General features: G+C 66.6%; 14 protein-coding genes. 5 read left to right on the top strand and 9 right to left on the bottom strand.

What is annotated here, in order from left to right:
• Positions 1-4: 4 nt before the first annotated feature.
• The 9 genes from tssI to tssB form a co-directional block, all read right to left on the bottom strand.
• Complete coding sequence (gene tssI, locus IB256_RS26255; RefSeq protein WP_192296363.1) at positions 5-2,005, bottom strand: type VI secretion system tip protein VgrG; 2,001 nt, start codon at positions 2,003-2,005, stop codon at positions 5-7.
• A gap of 38 nt (positions 2,006-2,043) precedes the next feature.
• Positions 2,044-2,553: a hypothetical protein gene (locus IB256_RS26250; RefSeq protein ID WP_192296362.1), complete on the bottom strand. Its 510-nt coding sequence runs from the start codon at positions 2,551-2,553 to the stop codon at positions 2,044-2,046.
• Between the two features lie 500 nt (positions 2,554-3,053).
• On the bottom strand, positions 3,054-5,603 hold the full coding sequence (gene tssH / locus IB256_RS26245) for a type VI secretion system ATPase TssH (RefSeq protein WP_192296361.1): 2,550 nt from the start codon (positions 5,601-5,603) through the stop codon (positions 3,054-3,056).
• Positions 5,603-6,616, bottom strand: a complete 1,014-nt coding sequence (gene tssG / locus IB256_RS26240; RefSeq protein WP_192296360.1) for a type VI secretion system baseplate subunit TssG — start codon at positions 6,614-6,616, stop codon at positions 5,603-5,605. The genes tssH and tssG overlap by 1 nt, the downstream gene beginning before the upstream one ends.
• Positions 6,580-8,406, bottom strand: a complete 1,827-nt coding sequence (gene tssF, locus IB256_RS26235) for a type VI secretion system baseplate subunit TssF (RefSeq protein ID WP_192404649.1) — start codon at positions 8,404-8,406, stop codon at positions 6,580-6,582. The genes tssG and tssF overlap by 37 nt, the downstream gene beginning before the upstream one ends.
• Positions 8,390-8,818 carry a type VI secretion system baseplate subunit TssE gene (gene tssE / locus IB256_RS26230; RefSeq protein WP_192296358.1) on the bottom strand — a complete coding sequence of 143 codons (429 nt, stop codon included), beginning with the start codon at positions 8,816-8,818 and terminating at the stop codon, positions 8,390-8,392. The genes tssF and tssE overlap by 17 nt, the downstream gene beginning before the upstream one ends.
• Before the next feature lie 12 nt (positions 8,819-8,830).
• Entirely contained in the window at positions 8,831-9,328 is a 498-nt protein-coding gene (locus tag IB256_RS26225; RefSeq protein ID WP_192296357.1) for an Hcp family type VI secretion system effector, read from the bottom strand.
• Between the two features lie 70 nt (positions 9,329-9,398).
• Positions 9,399-10,886, bottom strand: coding sequence for a type VI secretion system contractile sheath large subunit (gene tssC, locus IB256_RS26220; protein WP_192404648.1), 1,488 nt, complete (start codon positions 10,884-10,886; stop codon positions 9,399-9,401).
• Positions 10,887-10,911: 25 nt separating this feature from the next.
• Positions 10,912-11,484, bottom strand: coding sequence for a type VI secretion system contractile sheath small subunit (gene tssB, locus IB256_RS26215; RefSeq protein ID WP_026079019.1), 573 nt, complete (start codon positions 11,482-11,484; stop codon positions 10,912-10,914).
• A gap of 227 nt (positions 11,485-11,711) precedes the next feature.
• On the opposite strand from tssB, the gene IB256_RS26210 reads away from it, so the two are divergent.
• Genes IB256_RS26210 through tssA form a run of 5 tightly spaced genes read left to right on the top strand, consistent with a single transcriptional unit; the run spans position 11,712 to position 19,217 of the window.
• Positions 11,712-12,167 (top strand): type VI secretion protein, encoded by a 456-nt coding sequence (locus IB256_RS26210; protein ID WP_138214554.1) that lies wholly within the window; start codon positions 11,712-11,714, stop codon positions 12,165-12,167.
• Positions 12,168-12,223: 56 nt separating this feature from the next.
• A complete protein-coding gene (tssK, locus tag IB256_RS26205; protein ID WP_192296356.1) occupies positions 12,224-13,555 on the top strand; it encodes a type VI secretion system baseplate subunit TssK in 1,332 nt (443 codons plus the stop codon).
• A gap of 15 nt (positions 13,556-13,570) precedes the next feature.
• Positions 13,571-14,341, top strand: a complete 771-nt coding sequence (locus IB256_RS26200) for a DotU family type IV/VI secretion system protein (protein WP_192404647.1) — start codon at positions 13,571-13,573, stop codon at positions 14,339-14,341.
• Complete coding sequence (locus IB256_RS26195; protein ID WP_192404646.1) at positions 14,338-18,162, top strand: type VI secretion protein IcmF/TssM N-terminal domain-containing protein; 3,825 nt, start codon at positions 14,338-14,340, stop codon at positions 18,160-18,162. Before IB256_RS26200 ends, IB256_RS26195 begins: the two co-directional genes overlap by 4 nt.
• Positions 18,159-19,217, top strand: a complete 1,059-nt coding sequence (gene tssA / locus IB256_RS26190) for a type VI secretion system protein TssA (protein ID WP_192404645.1) — start codon at positions 18,159-18,161, stop codon at positions 19,215-19,217. The genes IB256_RS26195 and tssA overlap by 4 nt, the downstream gene beginning before the upstream one ends.
• Positions 19,218-19,225 lie beyond the last annotated feature (8 nt).

Here is a 19,225-nt window from a genome sequence, read left to right as displayed (position 1 = left end):
GTCCTCAGTTGACCTTCACCAGTCCGCCCTTGAGGGTCAGCATGCCGCCGCCGTCCACCGTCTGCTCGGCGCCGGCCTTGCTGGTGAGGCTGACGCCGGCGTCGTTGGTCAGGGTGGTGCCGGCTTTGTTGGTGAGCGAGGTGCCCGCCTGGTTGGTCAGGGTGGTGCCGGCCTTGCTGGTCACCGAAGTGCCGGCCTGGGCGGCGAGATCGGCGTCGGTCTTCAGCGTCAGGCTGCCACCGCTCTGCAGGGTGAGGGTGCCGCTGACCTTGATGGTCAGGTTGCCGTCCACCGTCAGCTCGAAGTTGCCGCTGACCTGGTGGCTGTAGTTGCCGCCGGTGCTGTGGGTCTGGTCGGCGCCGACCTTCACCGTGCGCGTATCCTTCACGTCCAGCGTGTCGCTGCCGGTCTGGATGGTCACGCTGCGCTTTCCCTTCTCCAGGGTGATGGTCTCGTCGCCTTCCTTCACCGTGCGGGTGCGGGCGTTCTGCACCGTGAGCGTCTCGTCGTGGCCGATGGTGGCGGTGCTGTCGTTGAGCACGTTCACCTTCATGTCCTTCTGCGCTTGCAGGAAGACTTCCTCGGCGTCCTTCTTGTCCTCGAAGCGCAGCTCGTTGAAGCCGCCGCCACCCTTGGACGAATTGGTCTTGATGCCGGATTGCGTCTGGTTGTCCGGCAGCGCATAGGGCAGGGCGTTGTCGCCGTTGTAGACGCAGCCGGTGACCAGCGGACGGTCCGGATCGCCGTCGATGAAGGTGACGATTACCTCCTGGCCGATGCGCGGAATGAACTGCATGCCGAAGCCCTTGCCGCTCCAGGGCAGCACCACGCGCACCCAGCAGGACGAGGCCTCGTCGTTCTTGCCCTGCAGGTCCCAGGGGAACTGGATCTTGATGCGGCCGTACTGGTCGGTCCAGATTTCCTCGCCAGCCTTGCCCACCACCTTGGCGGTCTGGGTGTGCATGCGCGGCTTGGGTGTGGTGCGGGGAGGGCGGTAGGCGGTGGCCTTGGGGATGGCCTCGAAGCGATTGCGGTGATGCTCGTGGTCGGCCTCGTGGGTCACCGAGGTCAGCACCCAGTCGATGTTCAGGCTGGCGTCATCATGACCGGTGAGGGTGAACCAGTGTCCCGGCACCAGCCAGCGGCAATCGCTCTCGCCAATCAGGCGCTTTTCCTGGCTGCGCAGGCCGTCCACCCGCTGCTTGGTCAGCGCATCGCCACGGGCCTTGGCGGTGTAGCCGCCGGGATGCTCGTACTGCGCGCGCGGCCCGGCCTCCGCCTGAGCCTGGGAATAGAGCGAAGTGGTGGGTGTGGTGAACTCGTAGTCAGTGGCGCTGTAGGTTCCGGCCACCGCCTGCAGGCAGTACTGCGCCGAACGGATGCCGTGCAATTCGCGCACGCCGATTTCCTGGCCCAGGTACGGCACCTTGGGCCCGTTGGGGATAGGCGGGAAGGCGTCGTTGCTGTCCGCCAGGACCAGCGTGTGCTTGCCCTCTTCGTGGGTGAAGAACCAGAAGATGCCTTCCTCCTCCAGCAGCCGCGAGACGAAGGCGAAATCACTCTCGGCGTACTGCACGCAATACTCGCGCGGCTCGTAACTGCCGCTCAGAGAGAGCTTGAAGTCGGTGAAACCGTGGGCCTTGAAGATCGTGGTGACGATGTCGCTGGCGGCGAGGTTCTGGAATACGCGGTTGTTGCTGGCCAGGGTCAGCCACCAGAGCCAGGGGCGCAGGACCAGTTGGTAGCGGTCGGCGGTGGCATCGGCGGGGAGCTGGTGGATTTCGGCGACCAAGGCATCGAGGGAGCGTTGCTGAGTGTCGTTGTGAATGACGAGAGTTGCCCGTGAGCCAATGAAGTTATTTGGGATCAGACTTGTAAAAGCGTACCCATGGACGGCAAGCTGATGAAGATGATTCAGGCTCTCCTCACCAGCCAAATATTGAGGGTATAGGACGCCGGAGAACGCTGTGATAAGCGCAAAGCTGGCGTTGGCGTCTGAAGGCATGATTCATATGTCTCTCTTCAACCTATTGGGCTTGAAATCTATTCCATAATGAGTATGTAAAGACCGAAGTCATCTTTGAAGCTCAAAATGAACGCTTGTGTTTCGCTTAGGATTTCCAAGGCTGTCTGTCGATGATTGGAAATGCTACCAATACCTATGACGAGGGATGTGAGACTATTGCACCCGAAACTTATCAGGGTTTTGACCAGAGGATTTTCCTCGAGCTTCGACTTGTCTGAGAGTAGAGCCTGGACCATGGTCATCCCTGAAGTGAGGCCGGTTTTCAGAGACTCGGCTTTCAATTCGATGGCGTAGCCTCTCGTATTCAGCTTGCATAATATATCGAGCGATTTACGGCTGGCATCATAATTCTGTTCTCGGACGACAAGGCCGGACTTCGATTTCAAATAGATCGCCAGTTCAACCTGTAGCCATATCTCCCATTGGGCATTTGTGTCCATGGCGCTCTTGATACGCTCAGAAATGGTACTTGAGGCAGCCCAGTTCATGAGTTCCCCGCAAAAGGTTATGGCTTCGTTGCTAGGCATACTTTACTCCAGATATGCTGTTATCAAGGTTGTGTCTGGGTCAGTTGATCATTTCGCAAGTGTCGATGTCGTAACTGAATTCCGAGATTATAAGTTGACGGACGCTGATTCGAAGCCCACCCTGAACGGTTGATACGATGTCGTTAATCAGATCGACGACTTTCTGGTTTCCAGAAAAATTAGAGCCATGGGTTGCATGGGACTTATTGGTTATGTTCCATCTTGAGCAGAAGTCGACTCGCATTTTTCTTGCGTCACTGATATTGATAATTTTTATAAGCTCTGCGGAAAGCGGGGACTGCTGTCGAACACCATGCATTTTTTTGGGAGGGGTGCAGTTGCACATGATGGGGCGTAGCAGTTCCGGTCCTATATAGGTCTTTAAGCATTCTAGGCACTGGTATTTATAAGTGGGCATGCTCTCTCCTGATCATTTTTCATCCTGTGTGCCAACCTGATGCGGTTCATTGTTTTCCGCAGTTGCACAAGTGCATTAACTGTCACTCCAGCACCCACTCCGCCAACTTCCCCGTCACCTCCGCCATCAGCACATTCTCGATGTCCCGTGCCCCCGCCGAACTGCACTTGGCGAGCACCGCCTTGACGATCGCCTGGTCAAAGTCGAACTGCTTGCCGGTGGCCGCCTTGTAGCGTTCTCGGAGTTTTTCCAGCTTGGCGATCACGATGCCTTCCAGCGTCGTTTCCTCCAGCGGGCGGTAGGGCACCACCGTCATGCGCGCGAGGAAGGCGGCACGGAAGGCTTGCAGCAGCACCTTGCGCAGTCGCTCGTCGAAGACGGGTGTGGCGATCTGTTTGGGCGGGGTGTCCAGCAGCAGTTCGGCGCCGACGTTGCTGGTGGCGAGGATCACGGTGTTCTTGAAGTCCACCACCAGGCCGGTGCCGTCTTCCATCACTCCCTTGTCGAAGACGTTGTAGAACGCCTCCAGCACATCCGGGTGGGCCTTTTCGATTTCGTCCAGCAGCACCACCGAGTAGGGGCGGCGGCGCACGGCTTCGGTGAGCACGCCGCCGGTGCCGTAGCCGACGTAGCCGGGCGGGGCGCCCTTGAGCTGGCTGACGGTGTGGGCTTCCTGGTACTCGGAGAGGTTGATGCTGATGAGGTTGCGCTCGCCGCCGTAGAGGGCGTCGGCCAGGGCGTAGGCGGTCTCTGTCTTGCCCACGCCGGTGGGGCCGAGCAGCAGAAACACGCCCACCGGCTTGGCCGGGTCGGTGAGGCCGGCGCGGTAGGCCTGGATTCGCTGGGCGATGGTGCCCAGCGCGGCTTCCTGGCCCATCACCCGCTGGCTCATGCGCTGGGCCAGGGTGCGGATGGCATGGGCCTCGTCGGCGAGCATCTTGCCCACCGGGATGCCGGTCCAGCCGGCGATTACCGCGGCGACGGTCTTCGAGTCGACCTGTTCGGGCACCAGCGGGTCGTCCTCGCGGATGGCGTCGAGGCCGGCTTCCAGGCGTGCCAGTTCGGCAGCCAGGTGATCGATGCGGCCGTCGAGCTCTTCGTCGGGCTTGGCGGCGTCGGCGCTCTCGCTCAGGGTCAGCAGTTCATGGCGTGAGCGCAGCAGTTCGCGCACCGCCTCGCGCTCTTCGCCCCAGCGTTTTTCCAGGGCGCGGATGGCCGAAAGGTTGCCCAGCGACTCCTGCTCCAGGCCGGTGATGCGTGCGCTGTGGTCCAGGCCGGTGGCCTGTTCGCGGCGCAGGCGTTGCAGCTCTTCCTCCACCGCCAGTTCGCGGTGGCGCAGGTTCTCCAGAGCCGGCGGCACGTCGTGCTGGGCCAGGGCAACGCGGGCGCAGGCGGTGTCCAGCACGCTGATGGCCTTGTCCGGCAACTGGCGGCCGGAGATGTAGCGGTGCGAGAGCTTTACCGCGTCCTGGATCGCCACATCAAGCACCTGCACGCCATGGTGCTGTTCGAGCTTCGCGGCGACGCCGCGCAACATGTCGACGGCGGTAGCCTCGTCGGGCTCCTCGACCTGCACCAGCTGGAAGCGCCGGGCCAGCGCCGGGTCCTTCTCGAAGTACTTCTTGTATTCCAGCCAGGTGGTGGCGGCCAGGGTGCGCAGCTCGCCACGGGCCAGGGCCGGCTTGAGCAGGTTGGCGGCGTCGCTGCCGCCTTCCGCGCCGCCGGCGCCGATCAGGGTGTGGGCCTCGTCGATGAACAGGATGATCGGCTGCTCGCTGCTGCGCACCGCGTCGATCACACCTTTCAGGCGCTGTTCGAACTCGCCCTTGACCCCGGCTCCGGCCTGCAGCAAGCCCAGATCAAGCACGCGCAAGATCACGCCTTGTAGCGGAGGCGGCACCTCGCCGGCGGCGATGCGCAGGGCCAGGCCTTCGACCACGGCGGTCTTGCCGACGCCGGGGGCGCCGACCAGGATCGGGTTGTTCTGCCGACGGCGCAGGAGGATGTCCACGCATTGGCGGATCTCGCCGTCGCGCCCGACTATGGGGTCGATGCGCCCGGCATGGGCGTCGGCTGTGAGGTCCTGGGTGTACTGGTCGAGCCCACTGTCCTGGGCCGCTGCGCTGGCGGGTTTTGCCTTGTCCGGGGTGCGGGCACCGGCGGGCTGCTCGCGAGAGCCTTCGGTCCACTCCAGGAGTTTCTCCCGCAGCGTCTCGTGGGGAATGCGCAGCAGCGACGAGGCGCTGTTGAGCAGCAGGGCGCGGCGCTCCTCGCGGTCGAGCAGGGCGAGCAGGAGCAGCCCGGAGCGGATCGCCGGCTGGCCGAGCACGCTGGCCTGCACCACCGCATCCTCCAGCAGGCCGATGGTCTGTGGCGAGAGCGCCGGGGTGCGCGTGCTGCCGATGCGGAACAGCTCCAGGGCGGTGTTGATCTCGCCCACCAGCTGGTCGCGCTCCAGGCCGAAGCGCGGCAGCAGACGGGCGAGGTCGCCGCCGTCGATGTCCAGCAGTTCCAGCAGCAGGTGTTCGATCTCGACGTAGTGGTGCGTGCGTTGCAGGCAGCGCTGTGCGGCGCGCTCCAGCGCGCGGCGGGATTCGGGGTTGAGGCGGCCGATCAGGCTGGCGAGGTCCATCAGGGCATCTCCGCGTGGCGCAGGGTCAGGTCGATGGGTTTTACGGCGCCGCCGCTGCGGCGCAGGCCGGTGTTCCAGTTCAGTCTCGGGCCATTGCCACGTCCCAGGGCCAGCGGCCCGCTGGCGCGCACCAGCAGACGCAGCCGGCAGTCCAGGTCGGGGCCGAAGTACAACGCACAGAGGTGGGCCAGCAGCGGATAGGCGATGCCGTCCGGGAAGAAGTGCCGAGCCGTGGCTTCGTCCAGCGGGCCGAGGCGCAGATGGAAACCGGCGTGTTCGTCCCATACGCGGGTGCCGGCGATGGCGTCACGGCCAAGGCCCAGGTTGGCGCCGCCGCGTTGCAGCACGCTGCGGCGGGCCGGTGGAATCTCGCGCCAGGCGCCGGCATAAGCCTCGCACTCGGCGGGGATGCCGAACTGCTCGCGGAGCATGGCGGCGAAGCCGACCAGCGAGCGACGCTGGCCGCTGAAGTGTGCGCTGCGGCCGAGCACGCTGGCGTCGGGCATCGCGCCGCGCTCATGCAGGCCCTCCGGCAGCAGCCCCGCCAGGGCCCGCAACGGGCGGTGCAGGGGGGCGGCGGATGGGGTCTGGAAACCTACCGCCAGCCGGTGTTTCCGCAACACCCGGTAGAGCAGGCTGAGCAGGCGGTGCTGGAACAGGTCGAGGAATTCGGCGGGGGCGTGGTCCTTCTGCCGGGCGCGTTGCTGCAGCCATTCCTGGTAGGCGTAGGGCAGGGCGCCGTCGGCACCGCCCAGGCCGAAGATCGAGGTGCTCAGCAGCGGCCGGCCGTCCTCGTCTTCCAGGGCGTCGATCTGGCTGGGGGCGAACACCGGCGTCAGTGGGCCGCGCAGACGCAGCGCTTCGGCGTCCGGACGGCTGCCGTGACCCAGCGGTGTGGCCTGGGGCTGTTCGTGTTCGAGCAGCAACAGGGCCTGCAGCCACTCGAAGCGGTGCGGCTCGGCGCGCAGGCGCCGGCTCAGAGAGTGATGGGCTGGCCGGCCTGGGGTTGCCATCGGCAAATCTCCTGGTCCGATTGCACCAGCACCGTGCGCACGAAGCGGTTGGCGTTGGCGTAGAGCGAAAAGAACTGTGCGAGCACGGCGCCGAACAGCACCGCACTGGCACCGACGAAGGCCTGGCGCTCCAGGTGCACGCGAACCTCCAGGCCGTTGCGCCAACCGCGCCAGGCATCGCTGCCGACGTGGTCCACCACGCGCGCGCAGTCCAGCCGGACCAGCCCTTCGATCTGCCGGGCGGCCAGCTTGTCTTCGCTGAAGTCGTGCAGCGCGAGGATTTCCCGCAGGGCGTCGAGGGCTTGCGGGCCTTCCACCAGCGACAGGTGGTTGAGCGTGAGCTGCGACACCAGTTGCCAGCGCGAGGGGCCATCGAGCCCCGGCTGGCATTGCCGGCTCGGTGCGCGCAGCAGGCTGGCGCGGGCCACCGGGCCGGGACGCTCGAAGGCCAGCTCGGTACCAGCCGGCAGGTACTCGGCGAGGCTGCGGTTGGTGCACAGCAGCTCCGCGCTGAGGCTGTACTGGGGAATTTCTTCCAGGGGTTGCAGGCCGGCGTCCACCAGGGTCAGCAACAGGTCGCTACCGCGCCGGTTGGGCGTCATGCCCTCGACCCGCCGTGCGTGCCAGTAGAGACCGAATGCGCCGGAGCGGTGCTGGGTACCGTGGTAGGGCGCGACCTCGAGCACTCCCAGCGGGGTGCTGGCGCGCAGGGAACGGATGCTGTGGATCTCCACCGAGTTCTCGCGGTGGGCGTCGGCGATCAGTCGGTACTCGCTGCGCGTGCCGTCCGGCCGTAGCGGCTCGGAGGTGCGCGGGAACAGGTTGATCGCCGGTACGCAGCCCAACGCCAGGTCGCTGGCTTGCAGGGTCAGGCGGGCGGGCGCGGGGCGGTCGAAGAGGATGTAGAGGTAGAGCTGCTCGCCGCTGGCACGCAGGCCCTGGAGCGGCAGATCGAAGAAGGCGAACTTGTCGGGGAAGGCGAAGTACTCGGCGAGCAGGCGCAAGCCGGGATGCACGCGTTCGTCTTCCGGTAGCAGGGCCTGTTCGGCGGCGAAGCCGACCCGTTGTGGCAGGCCGGCGAGGCGTTGCGGTTCGGCACCCTCGGCTTCGGCGATGAGGCCGCAGGCATGGGCGCCGAGCAGGTCGTAGAGGGCGGCCTTGGCGACGGCGTTGGCGGTCAGGTGGATGCGCAGGCTATCGATGTCCAGGGCGGCCCAGCCGTCCTTGTCGAGGCAGCGCAGATCCAGTCGCAGGGCCCCACGCACGCCGGCGCTGCCGGTGGCGGCCTGGGCTTCTTCGGCGCCGAGCAGCACGACTTCCTCGATGCGCAGCGGCCACAGGGTGACTTCGTCGGCGGTGCGCCAGTGCAGGGTCTGGCCGCGCAGCTCTTCGGGCAGTTCGATCCGCTCCTGGCCCGGCACGCTGACGAACAACGGGGTGCCGCGCGGCAGGTGGAAGCCGGCACTCAGCTTGCCCTTGGCCGGGTCCGGCTCGAAGCGCACCACGGCGCAGGAAGGCAGGGGCCGCAGGGCGAGGGGATAGAGTTGCTCCAGCAGGGCGTCGCTGAACTGCGCGTAGTCGTCGTCCAGGCGTCGCTGCAGCCGTGCGGCAAGCAGGGCGAAGCCTTCCAGCAGACGCTCGACGTGGGGGTCGCCGCACTCACCGGGGCCCAGCTCCAGCCGCCGCGCCACCTTGGGATAGCGCGCGGCGAAACCGGCGCCGGCGTGGCGCAGCCAGGTCAGTTCGCGCTGGTAGTAGTCCAGCAGTTCGGCATCAATCGAGTCGCTCATGGCGTACTTCCAGTGTTCCGCCAACGGGGATGAGTTCGAACAGGAGGGGGGCTCGGCCGGTGTCCTGGCGCAGGTTGCCGAGCAGGCGTACGCGCAGGCGTTGCGGGTACTGCGGATCGGCGTCGACCATCACTTCGCTCAGCCCCAGGCGTGGCTCGAAGCGGGTCACCGCGCGGCGGATTTCCCGGGCCAGGTGCAGGCGGTCGGCTTCGCGGCGGGCCTGCAGGGCGGTCCAGTCGGCGATGCCATAGGCCAGGATGCCGACGCCATTGCCAGCCGGACTGCGGCTGTTGAGCAGGCGTGACAGTTCCTGCGCGACTGAGGCCGCCAGGGCGCGCTGGTCGAAGGCCGGTTCCGCCTCTCCGGCTTCGGAGAGGCGGTCCAGCAACGGTGGCCGGGCGATGCCGTGCAAGGCCACGTGTCCTTAGCTGGCCAGCTTGTTGGCGGCCATGTCCCAGGTCGAGGCGGCGGTGCCTTCCTTGCTGCCGTCGTCCTTCTGCGCGGTGAGCTCCCATTTGATCTTGGTGAAGTTCAGCGACATCGTTTCCACCGGTTTGCCACCGGCACCGCCGCTGACGCTGACGTTGGACAGCACCACGTTGTTCAGCGTGTAGGTGATGAACGGCATGATCTTGCCGTCGCCTTCGGCGGCGTTGCGGCCGATGGTCAGGGTGGCGGTGGGGATAGCCTTGCCGGAACAGCAGTATTCGTTGAGCGTCGGGGTCGAGGTGTCGACGAACTTGGTCAGGGTGAACTCGCCGATGTGCGGCTTGCCGGAGGTGCGCTCCGAGTTGCTGACATCGTTGGTCACCTGCATGGCGACGTTGTGGCTGTACGACATGATTTCGATCTTGTTTTCGAAGCCGGCCAGCTGGCTGTCGCCCTTGATGTCGTCGCCCAGGTCGAGAAGTATCGCATCCATGTTGGAAAACTCCGCTGCATGAAAGAGGGGAATCAGGTGAAGGGGCCGCCCGCACGGGCGGCCCCCTGGCTCAGGCGGCGACCGGCGGCGGCAGACTGGCGACCAGACGGATCGAGGCGGTCAGTTCCTCGAGCTGGAAGTGCGGGCGCAGGAACACCGTGGCACGGTAGACGCCAGGCTTGCCGGCGACCTCGCTGACGTCCACGCGGGCTTCGCGCAGCGGGTACTGCGCCTTGATCTCCTGCGGGGCGTTGTCGTTGATCAGCACGTAGTCGGCGATCCAGTTGTTGAGGTAGGTCTGCACGTTGTCGCGGGTCATGAAGCTGCCCACCTTGTCGCGCATGATCACTTTCAGGTAATGGGCGAAGCGCGAGGCCGCCAGCACGTACGGCAGCATCGCCGAGAGCCGCGCGTTGGCGTTGGCCTCGTTGGTGTTGTACTGGCGTGGCTTGTTGGTGGACTGGCCGCCGAAGAACACCGCGAGGTCGGTGTTCTTCTTGTGGCACAGGGCGATGAAGCCCAGGTCGTTGAGTTCCTTCTCGCGGCGGTCGGTGATCGCGACCTCGGTCGGGCACTTGAGCGACAGGTCGCCGGCGTGGGTGCGGAAGGTATGCGCCGGCAGGCCTTCGACGGCGCCACCGCCTTCGCTGCCGCGGATCGCCGCGCACCAGCCGTACTTGCTGAAGGCTTCGGTGATGCGCTGGGCCATGACCCACGCGGCGTTGCCCCAGAGGTACTTGGCGTGGTCGGTGCCGTCCACATCCTCGATGAAGTTCATGCCTTCCACCGGCAGGGTTTCCGGACCGTAGGGCAGGCGCACCAGGAAGCGCGGCAGCGCCAGGGAGACGTAGCGCGAATCCTCGCTCTCGCGGAACGAACGCCACTTGATCAGCTCCAGGCTCTCGAAGACCTTGCTCAGGTCACGCGGCACCGCCAGCTCGGTGAAGCTGCCCATGTCGAAAAGGCGCGGGCTGGCTGCGGCGATGAAGGGCGCGTGGGCCGCGGCGGCGACGTTGGAGAGTTTCTCCAGCAGGGCGATGTCCTGCGGGTGGCGGCCGAAGGAGTAGTCACCCACCAGCAGGCTGAAGGGGTGCCCGCCGAAGGTGCCGTATTCCTCCTCGTAGATCTTCTTGAACAGCGCGCTCTGGTCGAACTCGACGGCTTTCTCCAGATCGTTCTGCAGGTCCTGCTGGCTGACGTTGAGCAGGCGCAGCTTGAGGCGCGTGCCGGTCTCGCTGTTCTGCACCAGCTGGTGCATACCGCGCCAGGAGGATTCGAGTTGTTGCAGCTCCGGATGGTGGAGGATCTGGTTGAGCTGGGCGCTGATCAGTTCGTCAATGCGACCGATGCGCTCGTTGATCATGGCCACGGTGTCCTTGCTGACGGCCATGCCTTCGTCGAGGACCTGGGTGGCGAACTCCGCGAGCATGTCGCGGGCGTATTCCTGCTGGCTGTCATCGTGGGCCATGCGGCCGTCGGCGATGATGCGGTCCAGCAGGTCGAGTGTTTGGGTGCTGCCTTCGGCGCCTTGCGCCGCGGCGGAGCTGGGTTTGGCCATTGCTGTGCTCTCCTTGCGGTCGGGATCAGGCTTGCGGTTCGGCAGGTGCTTCGCCTTCGTCGGCGGCGGCCTGGGCGGTGTCGTTGGCGGCGCCGGCATCGGCGGTCACCGGGTGGGTCGCGCGGATTTCCTGCAGCCCCTCGGTGTTGCTCACCACGTCCTGCAGCAGCTGGTCCAGCTCGTCGTTGCCGTCGAGCTTGGTGAGCAGGTCGCGCAGGCGCTGGCGGGCTTCGAACAGGCGGCGCAGCGGCACGACCTGGTTGACGATGCTGACCGGGTCGAAGTCGTCGATGTGCTTGAAGTTCAGCTCGACGTTGAGCCGGCTGCCGTCGTTGCTCAGGGTGTTGTCGACCTGCAGCGCCACGCGCGGTCCGATGGACGAGAGCACGGCGTTGAAGTTGTCACGGTCGATCTCGGTGAAGCGGCGCTCGCCGAGCTTGGGCAGGGGCGTGACCGGCTTGCCGGAGAGGTCGGCGAGGATGCCCACGACCAGCGGCAGTTCCTTCTTCTCGATGGCGTTGCCGATTTCCACGTCGTAGGTGATCTGGACCCGGGGAGGGCGCACCCGGTCCAGTTTGTGCTGCGTGCTTTCTGCCATGCTGGCGAACTCCACTGCGTAGGAGACGGGCACGCCGCAGCGGGGCTCGCTGTCGTCGCGCTCCTTGGCTGGACCACACGACAGGAAAGGGGGAAATGCGATACAGGCCTGTCCTTGGCGATCCCATCTGGGCTCGTTGTCCACGAGCTAACCAAGCAAGCTAGATCAGGTTGCTAAAAACGCAAATCCGAAAATAATCTCTGACAGACATTTCACAAGGACGTTTCATGAAGTCGACGAAAGCCTGCCTCTGTGCTGTGCTCCTGGCAGTCCTCGGAGGCTGTTCCTGGTTTGGTCCGAAGGTCGATGTCGACCGTCTGACCCTCGATGTTGCGAGCAAGGCCAATGGCGATTCGCCCATCGCCGTGGACTTCGTCGCGGTGCAGGATGCGGACCTGCTCAAGCTGCTCTCGGCGATGAGCGCCAAACAGTGGTTCAGCGACCGCGAACAGTACCGCCGCGACTACCAGAAGCAGCTCTCGGTGTGGAGCCTCGAGCTGGTGCCCGGGCAGTTCATGGAGGCCAGGGACTTCCCCCTGGCCGGCAAGCCGGCTTCTGGACTTTTGGTCTTTGCCGGCTATAACACTCCCGGCGCCCATCGCATGCGCCTGGATCAGCAGCCCAACGTATGGCTGCGTTTCGACAGCAGGGAGATGCGCCTGCTGAGTGCCGAGGAGCACTGAACCACCGCCTTTCCGGGCGGGCCCATGACAATCCAGGACGTCGAAGGGGGAGTGGTGTGAGAGTTCTGCCTGACGCAGTTTGTTGGCACGAAGGGATGCAACTGCTTCCCCAGCACTTCCAGCTCCAGGGACTGCGCGCCGAAGTGCTTTCTGCGCGCCTGGCCCACGCGGCCAATCCCTGGTTCTGGGGCCTTGAACACCTGGAGCTGGACCCCTCCGCCCTGAGCACCGGCGTGGTGCGTATCCTCGCGCTGGAGGCGATCCTGCCCGATGGCCTGCCGGTCAGCCTGGGCCAGGGCGGTACGCTGGTGTTCGACGCCACGGCGGCCATCGCCGCTTCCCCCAATGCCAACATCACCCTCTACCTCGCACTCAGTCCGCTCGCCCGCGGCGGCCAGGTGCTGCCGCTCAAGGGCCGCCTGCAATCCCTGAGCGGGCCGGCCGTGCCGGACCTGGCCAGTGGCGAGAATCCGGAACCCGTTGTCGTCTGGCGCCCGGCCCTGCGCCTGGTGACCGAAGCCCAGCGCGCCGACTCGGTGTGCCTGCCGCTGCTGCGCGTGGGCAAGGACGCCGGTGGCTTCGTCAGCCTGCCTTACGTGGCGCCCACTCCGCGAATCGTACCGGCGTCGATGCTGGGGCAGGCTCTGGTGGCGCTGTGCGCCCATGCGCGGGAGAAATGCGTGTTTCTCGCTGGCCGCCTGCGCCAGGCGCAGCAGGCGGAGAACACCGAGGACAGCCAGGAAATCCGCCGCCAGCTGGCGGCGCTGTGGGCGCGCCTGCCGGAACTGGAGGTCGCGCTCTACAGCGGCACAGCGAGCCCGGCACAACTGCATGGCCTGCTGTGCGGCATGGCCGGCAGCTGGAGCGTGCTCGATCCGCTGGGCGGCGTCCCGGCCTTCCCGACCTTCGATTTCAACGAACTCCTGCGGACCTTCAGCCCGGTGATCGAGTGGCTGGAGCTCACCCTTGGCAGGGTGCGCGCCGGCTATCGTAGTCTGGCATTTGAACGGGTCGGCAATGACTTCGCGCTGGCCCTGCCGGACCTCCGATCACCGGTCCAGCGTCTGGTCATTGGCCTGCGCATGCCGCCCGGTTGCGGCGAGGAGCAGGCTCACGAGTGGCTGTCACGCTGCATCGTCGCCTCCGAGGCGAGCCTGGCGATCCTGGGCCGCCAACGCATGTCGGGCCTGGAACATCTGCCCATGAGTCGCGCCGAACAGATCGCCTACAGCGTGGGTGAGGACACCCACCTGTTCGTCGTGCAGGCCGAGGGCGACTGGTTCGATCCCGCCCAGCGCCTGTGCCTGCGGGCCGCCGCGGCAGGCAGCGGCGGTGGCAGTCCCTGGCAGGTCGTGCTGTTCATCGTGGACGGCGCCAGCGGCGCCTGAGGCAGGGAAGCAAAGATGCTTGAAGGGAATCAGGCGATCTATCCGCCGTCGTTCGGCGAGGCACCCTTGAGTGGCGCTTTCCAGGCCGCCTGGCTGGAGTGGCGCAGGCGCTGGGAAGATATGCGCGAATCCACCGGCGACGACAGCGCGACCCTCGAACGGGTTGCCGACGAAGCCCAGGCGGTGGTGCGTCGCTTGTGGCGCAGCGCCAATGCCAGCGTCGGCGATGCCGCCGGCGAGCAGGTGAAGGGCATGGTCTACGCCTTCGTCGCACTGCTTGACGAAAGCCTGCTGTTCGACCCCTGGAATGGCCAGTCCGCGTGGCAGGAACGGCCACTGGAATCCCGTCTGTACGGCACGCGCAATGCCGGGGAGCGCGTGCCCCAGGCCATTCATCGCCTGCTGGATACCCGCGCGCCGGGCACCCGTGATCTGGCCAACGTCTACCTGCAGTGCCTGCTGCTGGGCTTCCACGGCAAGCTGCGCGGCCCGAAGGGCGAGGCGCTCCATGAAAAGTGGCGGCACGCGCTGTTCGCCCATGCCTGGCAGCGTGACGCCGAGGTGCCAGCGCTGCTGGAGACCCTGGCGCGCCCGGCCGCTGCTGCGCCGCTGCGATTGCCACTGCGGCGTGCCTTGCCCGACGGGCTGCGCCTGACGCTGACGGTTGTCGCCGGCGTCCTTCTGCTCATCGTCCTCGGCCATTGGCTGTGGAGCGACGTGCGCGGTGAACTGGCGCCCCTGCTCGACCTCGCCTGGGCGGCTACTTTCCCGGAGCTGGCGGCTTGAGCGGCTGGCTGGTGCTGGCCCTGCTGTTGCTGCTGGCGGTGGCGCTGGCGGTGGCGGGATTCCTCTGGCTGCGCAGCAAGGGCGGCGAAGCGGTACGCGCCTTCTACCTGACCGTACGGCAGATGGAGCAGGACCACGATGTGGCCGATCGCTACGACGTGCCCTGGTATCTCCTGCTGGGCGACCCGCTGCTGGGCGAGCGCCTGGCTGCGGACTGGAGCCTGGCTGCGGTGAACCGTCCGGCCTGGTTCGGCCGCTGGTGGGCCGATCAGGACGGCGCCTTGCTGGCGGTGCCGCAGACCCTGTTCATGCCGGAGGAAGGTGTGCCCTCGTCGCTGCAGCCCTGGCGGCGGCTGCTCGGCCTGCTGCTGCGGATGCGCCCGCGTCGCCCGCTGGACGGCGTGATCTGGGCGGTGCCGGCGGAGCGCCTGCTGGACCCGGCAAGCCTGGCCCAGGAAAGCATCCAGCTGCGTCGGCGCTTCAACGACCTGTTGCAAAGACTGGGGCTGAGCCTGCCGGTCTACGTAGTGGTGACCGGGCTGGAAGAGCTCGATGGATTCGCCGAACTGCGCTCGGCGCTGCCTGCCGAGGTTCGCGAGCGCCCGCTGGGCTGGGCCTCGCCCTTGCAGGCGGATGCGGCCTGGCAGGGCGAGCACCTTGAGCGCGGCTTCGACCAGGTATTGCAGGCGTTGCAGGCGGCGATCCTCGAAGCGGGCGTGCTCAAGGGGCAATTGAGCGAGGAGCTGTATCGCTTCCCGCAGGCGCTGGAGAGTCTGCGCGAAGGTCTGCGCCAGCGACTGGAACCGGTCTTCCAGGGCAATGCGCTGGGTGAAGCACCGCGCTTGCGTGGCCTGTACTTCAGCGGTGCGTACCGCAAGGCTCCCAGTGCTGACGACTGGGCGCTCTCGGCGCGGGAGGAGGCACCCGCGCAGTTACTGTTCACCCAGCATCTCTGGCAATCGCGCCTGCTCGCCGAGCGCGGGCTGGCCCAGGTCGTGCCGCGAGTCCTGCGCCTGCGCCAGCGCTCGCAACGCGTGCTGGGGGCGGTGGCTGGCGTGGCCGGCGTCTGCTGGCTATTGGGGATGCTGTGGGTCTGGCACGTGGATTCCCGCGAGGCGCAGACGCTGGGGCAGCGCATCCTGGCCGTGCAGCGTGGGCAGGGCGAAGGCGATGCGGCCGGCGAATCGCCGGATGAGGCCGCCCGGCAACGCCTGCAAGCTTACTGGGCGCTGCTGCAGGCCGCGCCGCGCTGGCACTTCAGCTCACTGGTATATCCGAGCTCCTGGTTCTCCGGTTTCGACGAGCACATGGATGAACTGCTGCGCGACCTGACCCGCCGCGAAGTGCTGGTGCCCCTGCAGCAGGCGCAGGCCGCCGAACTGGTCCGGCTGCGCGCCATCCGCAGCAGCGAACGCCGTGCCAACGTGCAGAGCGACAGCCCGGAGCAGTGGCCGAACTTCGTCGCCGCCCGCGACCTGGCGCACGGCGTACTGGCCTTCGAGCAGCGCAACCGCTGGTACACCGAGCTGCGCGCCGGCACTTCGAAGAACGCACTGGAAAGCCTTGGCAAACTGGGCGAACAGGCCTATGGCCTGACCCTGGAGCCGGGCTCACTGCGTAATGCAGGCTACCTGCAGTCAGTGCTCGGTCAGGGCATTCCCGATGCTCCGGCACCCGTCGACCCCGGTCCGCGCGAGGGCCAGTTGGCGCGCAACTTTGACGACCTGATGAGCCTCTGGCTCGACCAGTTCTTCCTCGCCGACAACTTCGTGCGCCCGGCCGGCTTCCTGCGTCTGCACCTGAACGAGCTCAAGGCGCGGCAGGGCAACAGCCTCGAGGAGCTGGAAGAGACCGCCGCACAGATCGACGCGCTGCGCAACATGGTAGCCCTGACCAACGCCGCCTGGAGCCACGGCAATGCCCAGGAGATCGTGCCGGGCTTTCGCGCGATGCTAGACGACGTACGCCAGTCCTACCTGCTCGGTCCCTCGGCGGAAGCCCGGGTGACCAGCCAGGCCAGCAAGCTGCAGCGCGCCTTCCACGACCAGTGGATCTCCGCCGCCGGTTCCCGCGATAACCTGCTGCAACTGCAGCCCGGTGGTACGCTGGCGCTGCAGGAGCATGTGGTGGCGCTGGGCAGCACCATCGATTCGCTGTTGCGCCAGGACTTCGCCGGCACCGCCTTGAGCAAGGGAGCGCAGGACATCGATCCGCGCGGCCTGGGCAATCTGGATGCCCACTCGCTGAACGCCGCCCTGGCGTACTACGCCAGCTACCGCAAGTACAGCGAGCAGGAGCAGGCGCGGATTCCGGCCGAGTACCGTGATGCTCTCGCCGAGAGCGCTGCGGCCGCGGCCGCCAGCGCGATATGGAGCAGCCTGACGCAATCGGTTTCGGCCAGCGGCGCGCCCGCGAAGAACACCTTCGACGTTCCGCTGGAGCAAGCCGAGCAGGTCCGTTCGGCCCTGGAGTCCGTGCAGCGCAGCGATCTGGCGAACGCACTGGACATTCACCTGACCCGTGGCGCGCTGGCCGACGTAGACGGCGTGTTGAAGTCGGTCGATGCATTGCCACTGTTCCGCGTTCGCTCTGAACCTTCCGGTTGGGACGGCACGCGCAACTTCGGCCTGCAACTGTACCGCTCCACCGACACCCAGGACCTCAAGCGCAACCTGGCCCAACAGTTCGACACCATGCTCGCCCTGAGCGAGGAGCACGCGCCGGCGCTGACCTGGCTGCGTGACCGGGGCAACCTCGGCTTCTCCGACCAGGACAAGGTGCGGCGCTTCACCGACCTCAGTGATGAACTGGTCAAGTACAAGGCGCAGAACCCGACCAGCTCGCCGATATTGCTCGATCAGCTGGTAACCCGCGACTTCGTGGAAATGGACGCCTCCAGCTGCGGCAACATCCTGCGGACTTCCGCGCTGGCGGCCGGGCAGGGCGACGTGGCGCGCTTCACCCGTGGCCTGCACGGCCAGGCGCAGCAACGCTGCCTGGAACTGCAGCAGAAGGACGCCGCCCAGGCCTGGTCGGCCATCGCCGACTACTTCAACCAGTATCTGGCCAATCGCTTCCCCTTCGCCTACAGCCTGCAGGCCGAAGACGCCGACCCGGCGCGGGTGCAGCACCTGGTCGAGTTGCTCGACCAGAACCTGGAGCGGGCCCAGGCAGGCCTCCAGCTCAGCCAGTCGGTCGACCGCGTGGCGGCGGCGGATTTCCTCCAGCGCCTGCAATTGGCCAAGTCCTGGATGGGCCCCCTGTTCCAGCGCGACAAGGGCGGGGCGCAGGGCGTCGACCTCGACGTGCGCTGGCGCACCGACCGCGAGGCCGAGCGTGGCGCCGACCAGGTGATCGCCTGGACGCTCTACGCGGCGGACCGTCCGTTGAGCTTCCCCGGCAGCGACAGCCAGCGCCTGCACTGGAATGTTGGTGAGCCGATGAAATTGCTGCTGCGCTGGGCCAAGGACAGCGCGCAACGGCCGGACATCGACCCGCAGCAGGCGAGCATGGCCGTGGCGGACCTGGAGGTGGGTTGGGAGTACGGCGGCCCGTGGGCGCTGATGCGCCTGCTGCGTTCGCACCTGATCCTGCAACGCCAGCCCAGCGCCGACTACACCGACTTCCCGCTTGCGCTGCAGGTGCCGGTCCGCGCGCCGAACAGCCGAGAGCCCGAGGCACGGATGTTCCTGCGGATCTCCTTGATGACCCAGGACGCCAAGCAGCCGCTGTCCGTCCAGCCCTTGCCCGTACGCGCGCCGCGCACGCCCTTCAGCGGTGTAGGCGTGGCGTCCTTTGCCGGCGCCCAGGAGTTGCCATGATTTCAGACGAGGCGCTGCAAGCGCTCCTGCAACCTCTGCCGGGCGAGTCGCCGTGCGGAGAGTCGCTGCGCCACGACCCGCTGATGGATCGCCTGCGCGAGCTTCGCCGCGAGGAGGATACCGAGCTGCCGGCGGGCGTCTGGCAGGCTGAGCCCAAGCGCGCGGACTGGTTGGCGCTGGCGGTGCTCGCCGAGGAACTGCTGGCGCGACGCAGCAAGGACCTGACCATCGCCGGTTTCCTGGGCGAGGCCTGGATAGTCACCCAGGGTCCTGCAGGCCTTGCGGCCGCGCTGGGCCTGCTGGCCGATCTCTGCGATGCGTTCCCTGAGCAACTGCATCCGCAGGCCACCGACGGTGACCAGGAGTGGCGTGCGGCGCCACTTGCCTGGTTGTCGCGGCGCTACACCGAACTCCTGCTTACCCGTGTGCCGCTGTGCAGCGGCTGGCCGCAGACCACCCTGCACAGCTGGCAGGAACTGCAGCGACGGCAGGTGCAGGTCAGCGACAACAAGGTCGACAAGGTGGCGGCGGAAAGTGCGCGACAGGAGCAGAAACGGCTGAACGAATCGATCCGCAGCGGTGCGGTGAATGGCTGGGGGGCGACGCTGACCCAGCTGGAGAGGGCAGCCGGCCACCTGCGGCGCCTGGATGCCTGGTGTGACCGCCAGCTCGGCGATGCCGCACCGAGCCTGCACCAACTCGCCGCGTCCATCGACGCTTTCAGCAACGTCATCCAGGGATGCAAGGCCATGGCCCCGCAAGAGTTCATACCCAGCGCCACACCGGAAGTGCCTTCCGAGCCGGAGCCGGCTCCTGTGGCTACTTCCGGATCGCTTCCCGCCGGCGGTGCTCCGCAGAGCCGCGAAGAGGCCTACCGGCAGCTCACCGCCATCGCCGAGTACCTGGCGCGCACGGAACCGCACAGCCCGGTGCCCTACATCATTCGCCGGGCGGTGGAGTGGGGCGGCATGCCGCTGAGTGCGCTGATGGACGAGCTGGTCCATGCCGACCCCGAGGCCCGTCGCGTCTGGGTCATGCTTGGCGTATTGCGCTGAGCGGTGCC

It is taken from the genome of Pseudomonas sp. PDM17, assembly GCF_014851985.1.
In the GTDB taxonomy this organism is placed as follows: domain Bacteria; phylum Pseudomonadota; class Gammaproteobacteria; order Pseudomonadales; family Pseudomonadaceae; genus Pseudomonas.
Note: the sequence above shows the minus strand (reverse complement) of the source record. Positions and strands in the feature narration are given on the sequence as shown.

Bases quoted from the DNA above. Each gene is read 5' to 3' on its own strand.
- tssI (WP_192296363.1), bottom strand. From the start codon at position 2,005: ATGCCTTCAGACGCCAACGCCAGCTTTGCGCTTATCACAGCGTTCTCC.
- IB256_RS26250 (WP_192296362.1), bottom strand. From the start codon at position 2,553: ATGCCTAGCAACGAAGCCATAACCTTTTGCGGGGAACTCATGAACTGG.
- tssH (WP_192296361.1), bottom strand. From the start codon at position 5,603: ATGGACCTCGCCAGCCTGATCGGCCGCCTCAACCCCGAATCCCGCCGC.
- tssG (WP_192296360.1), bottom strand. From the start codon at position 6,616: ATGGCAACCCCAGGCCGGCCAGCCCATCACTCTCTGAGCCGGCGCCTG.
- tssF (WP_192404649.1), bottom strand. From the start codon at position 8,406: ATGAGCGACTCGATTGATGCCGAACTGCTGGACTACTACCAGCGCGAA.
- IB256_RS26225 (WP_192296357.1), bottom strand. From the start codon at position 9,328: ATGGATGCGATACTTCTCGACCTGGGCGACGACATCAAGGGCGACAGC.
- tssC (WP_192404648.1), bottom strand. From the start codon at position 10,886: ATGGCCAAACCCAGCTCCGCCGCGGCGCAAGGCGCCGAAGGCAGCACC.
- tssB (WP_026079019.1), bottom strand. From the start codon at position 11,484: ATGGCAGAAAGCACGCAGCACAAACTGGACCGGGTGCGCCCTCCCCGG.
- IB256_RS26210 (WP_138214554.1), top strand. From the start codon at position 11,712: ATGAAGTCGACGAAAGCCTGCCTCTGTGCTGTGCTCCTGGCAGTCCTC.
- IB256_RS26200 (WP_192404647.1), top strand. From the start codon at position 13,571: ATGCTTGAAGGGAATCAGGCGATCTATCCGCCGTCGTTCGGCGAGGCA.
- tssA (WP_192404645.1), top strand. From the start codon at position 18,159: ATGATTTCAGACGAGGCGCTGCAAGCGCTCCTGCAACCTCTGCCGGGC.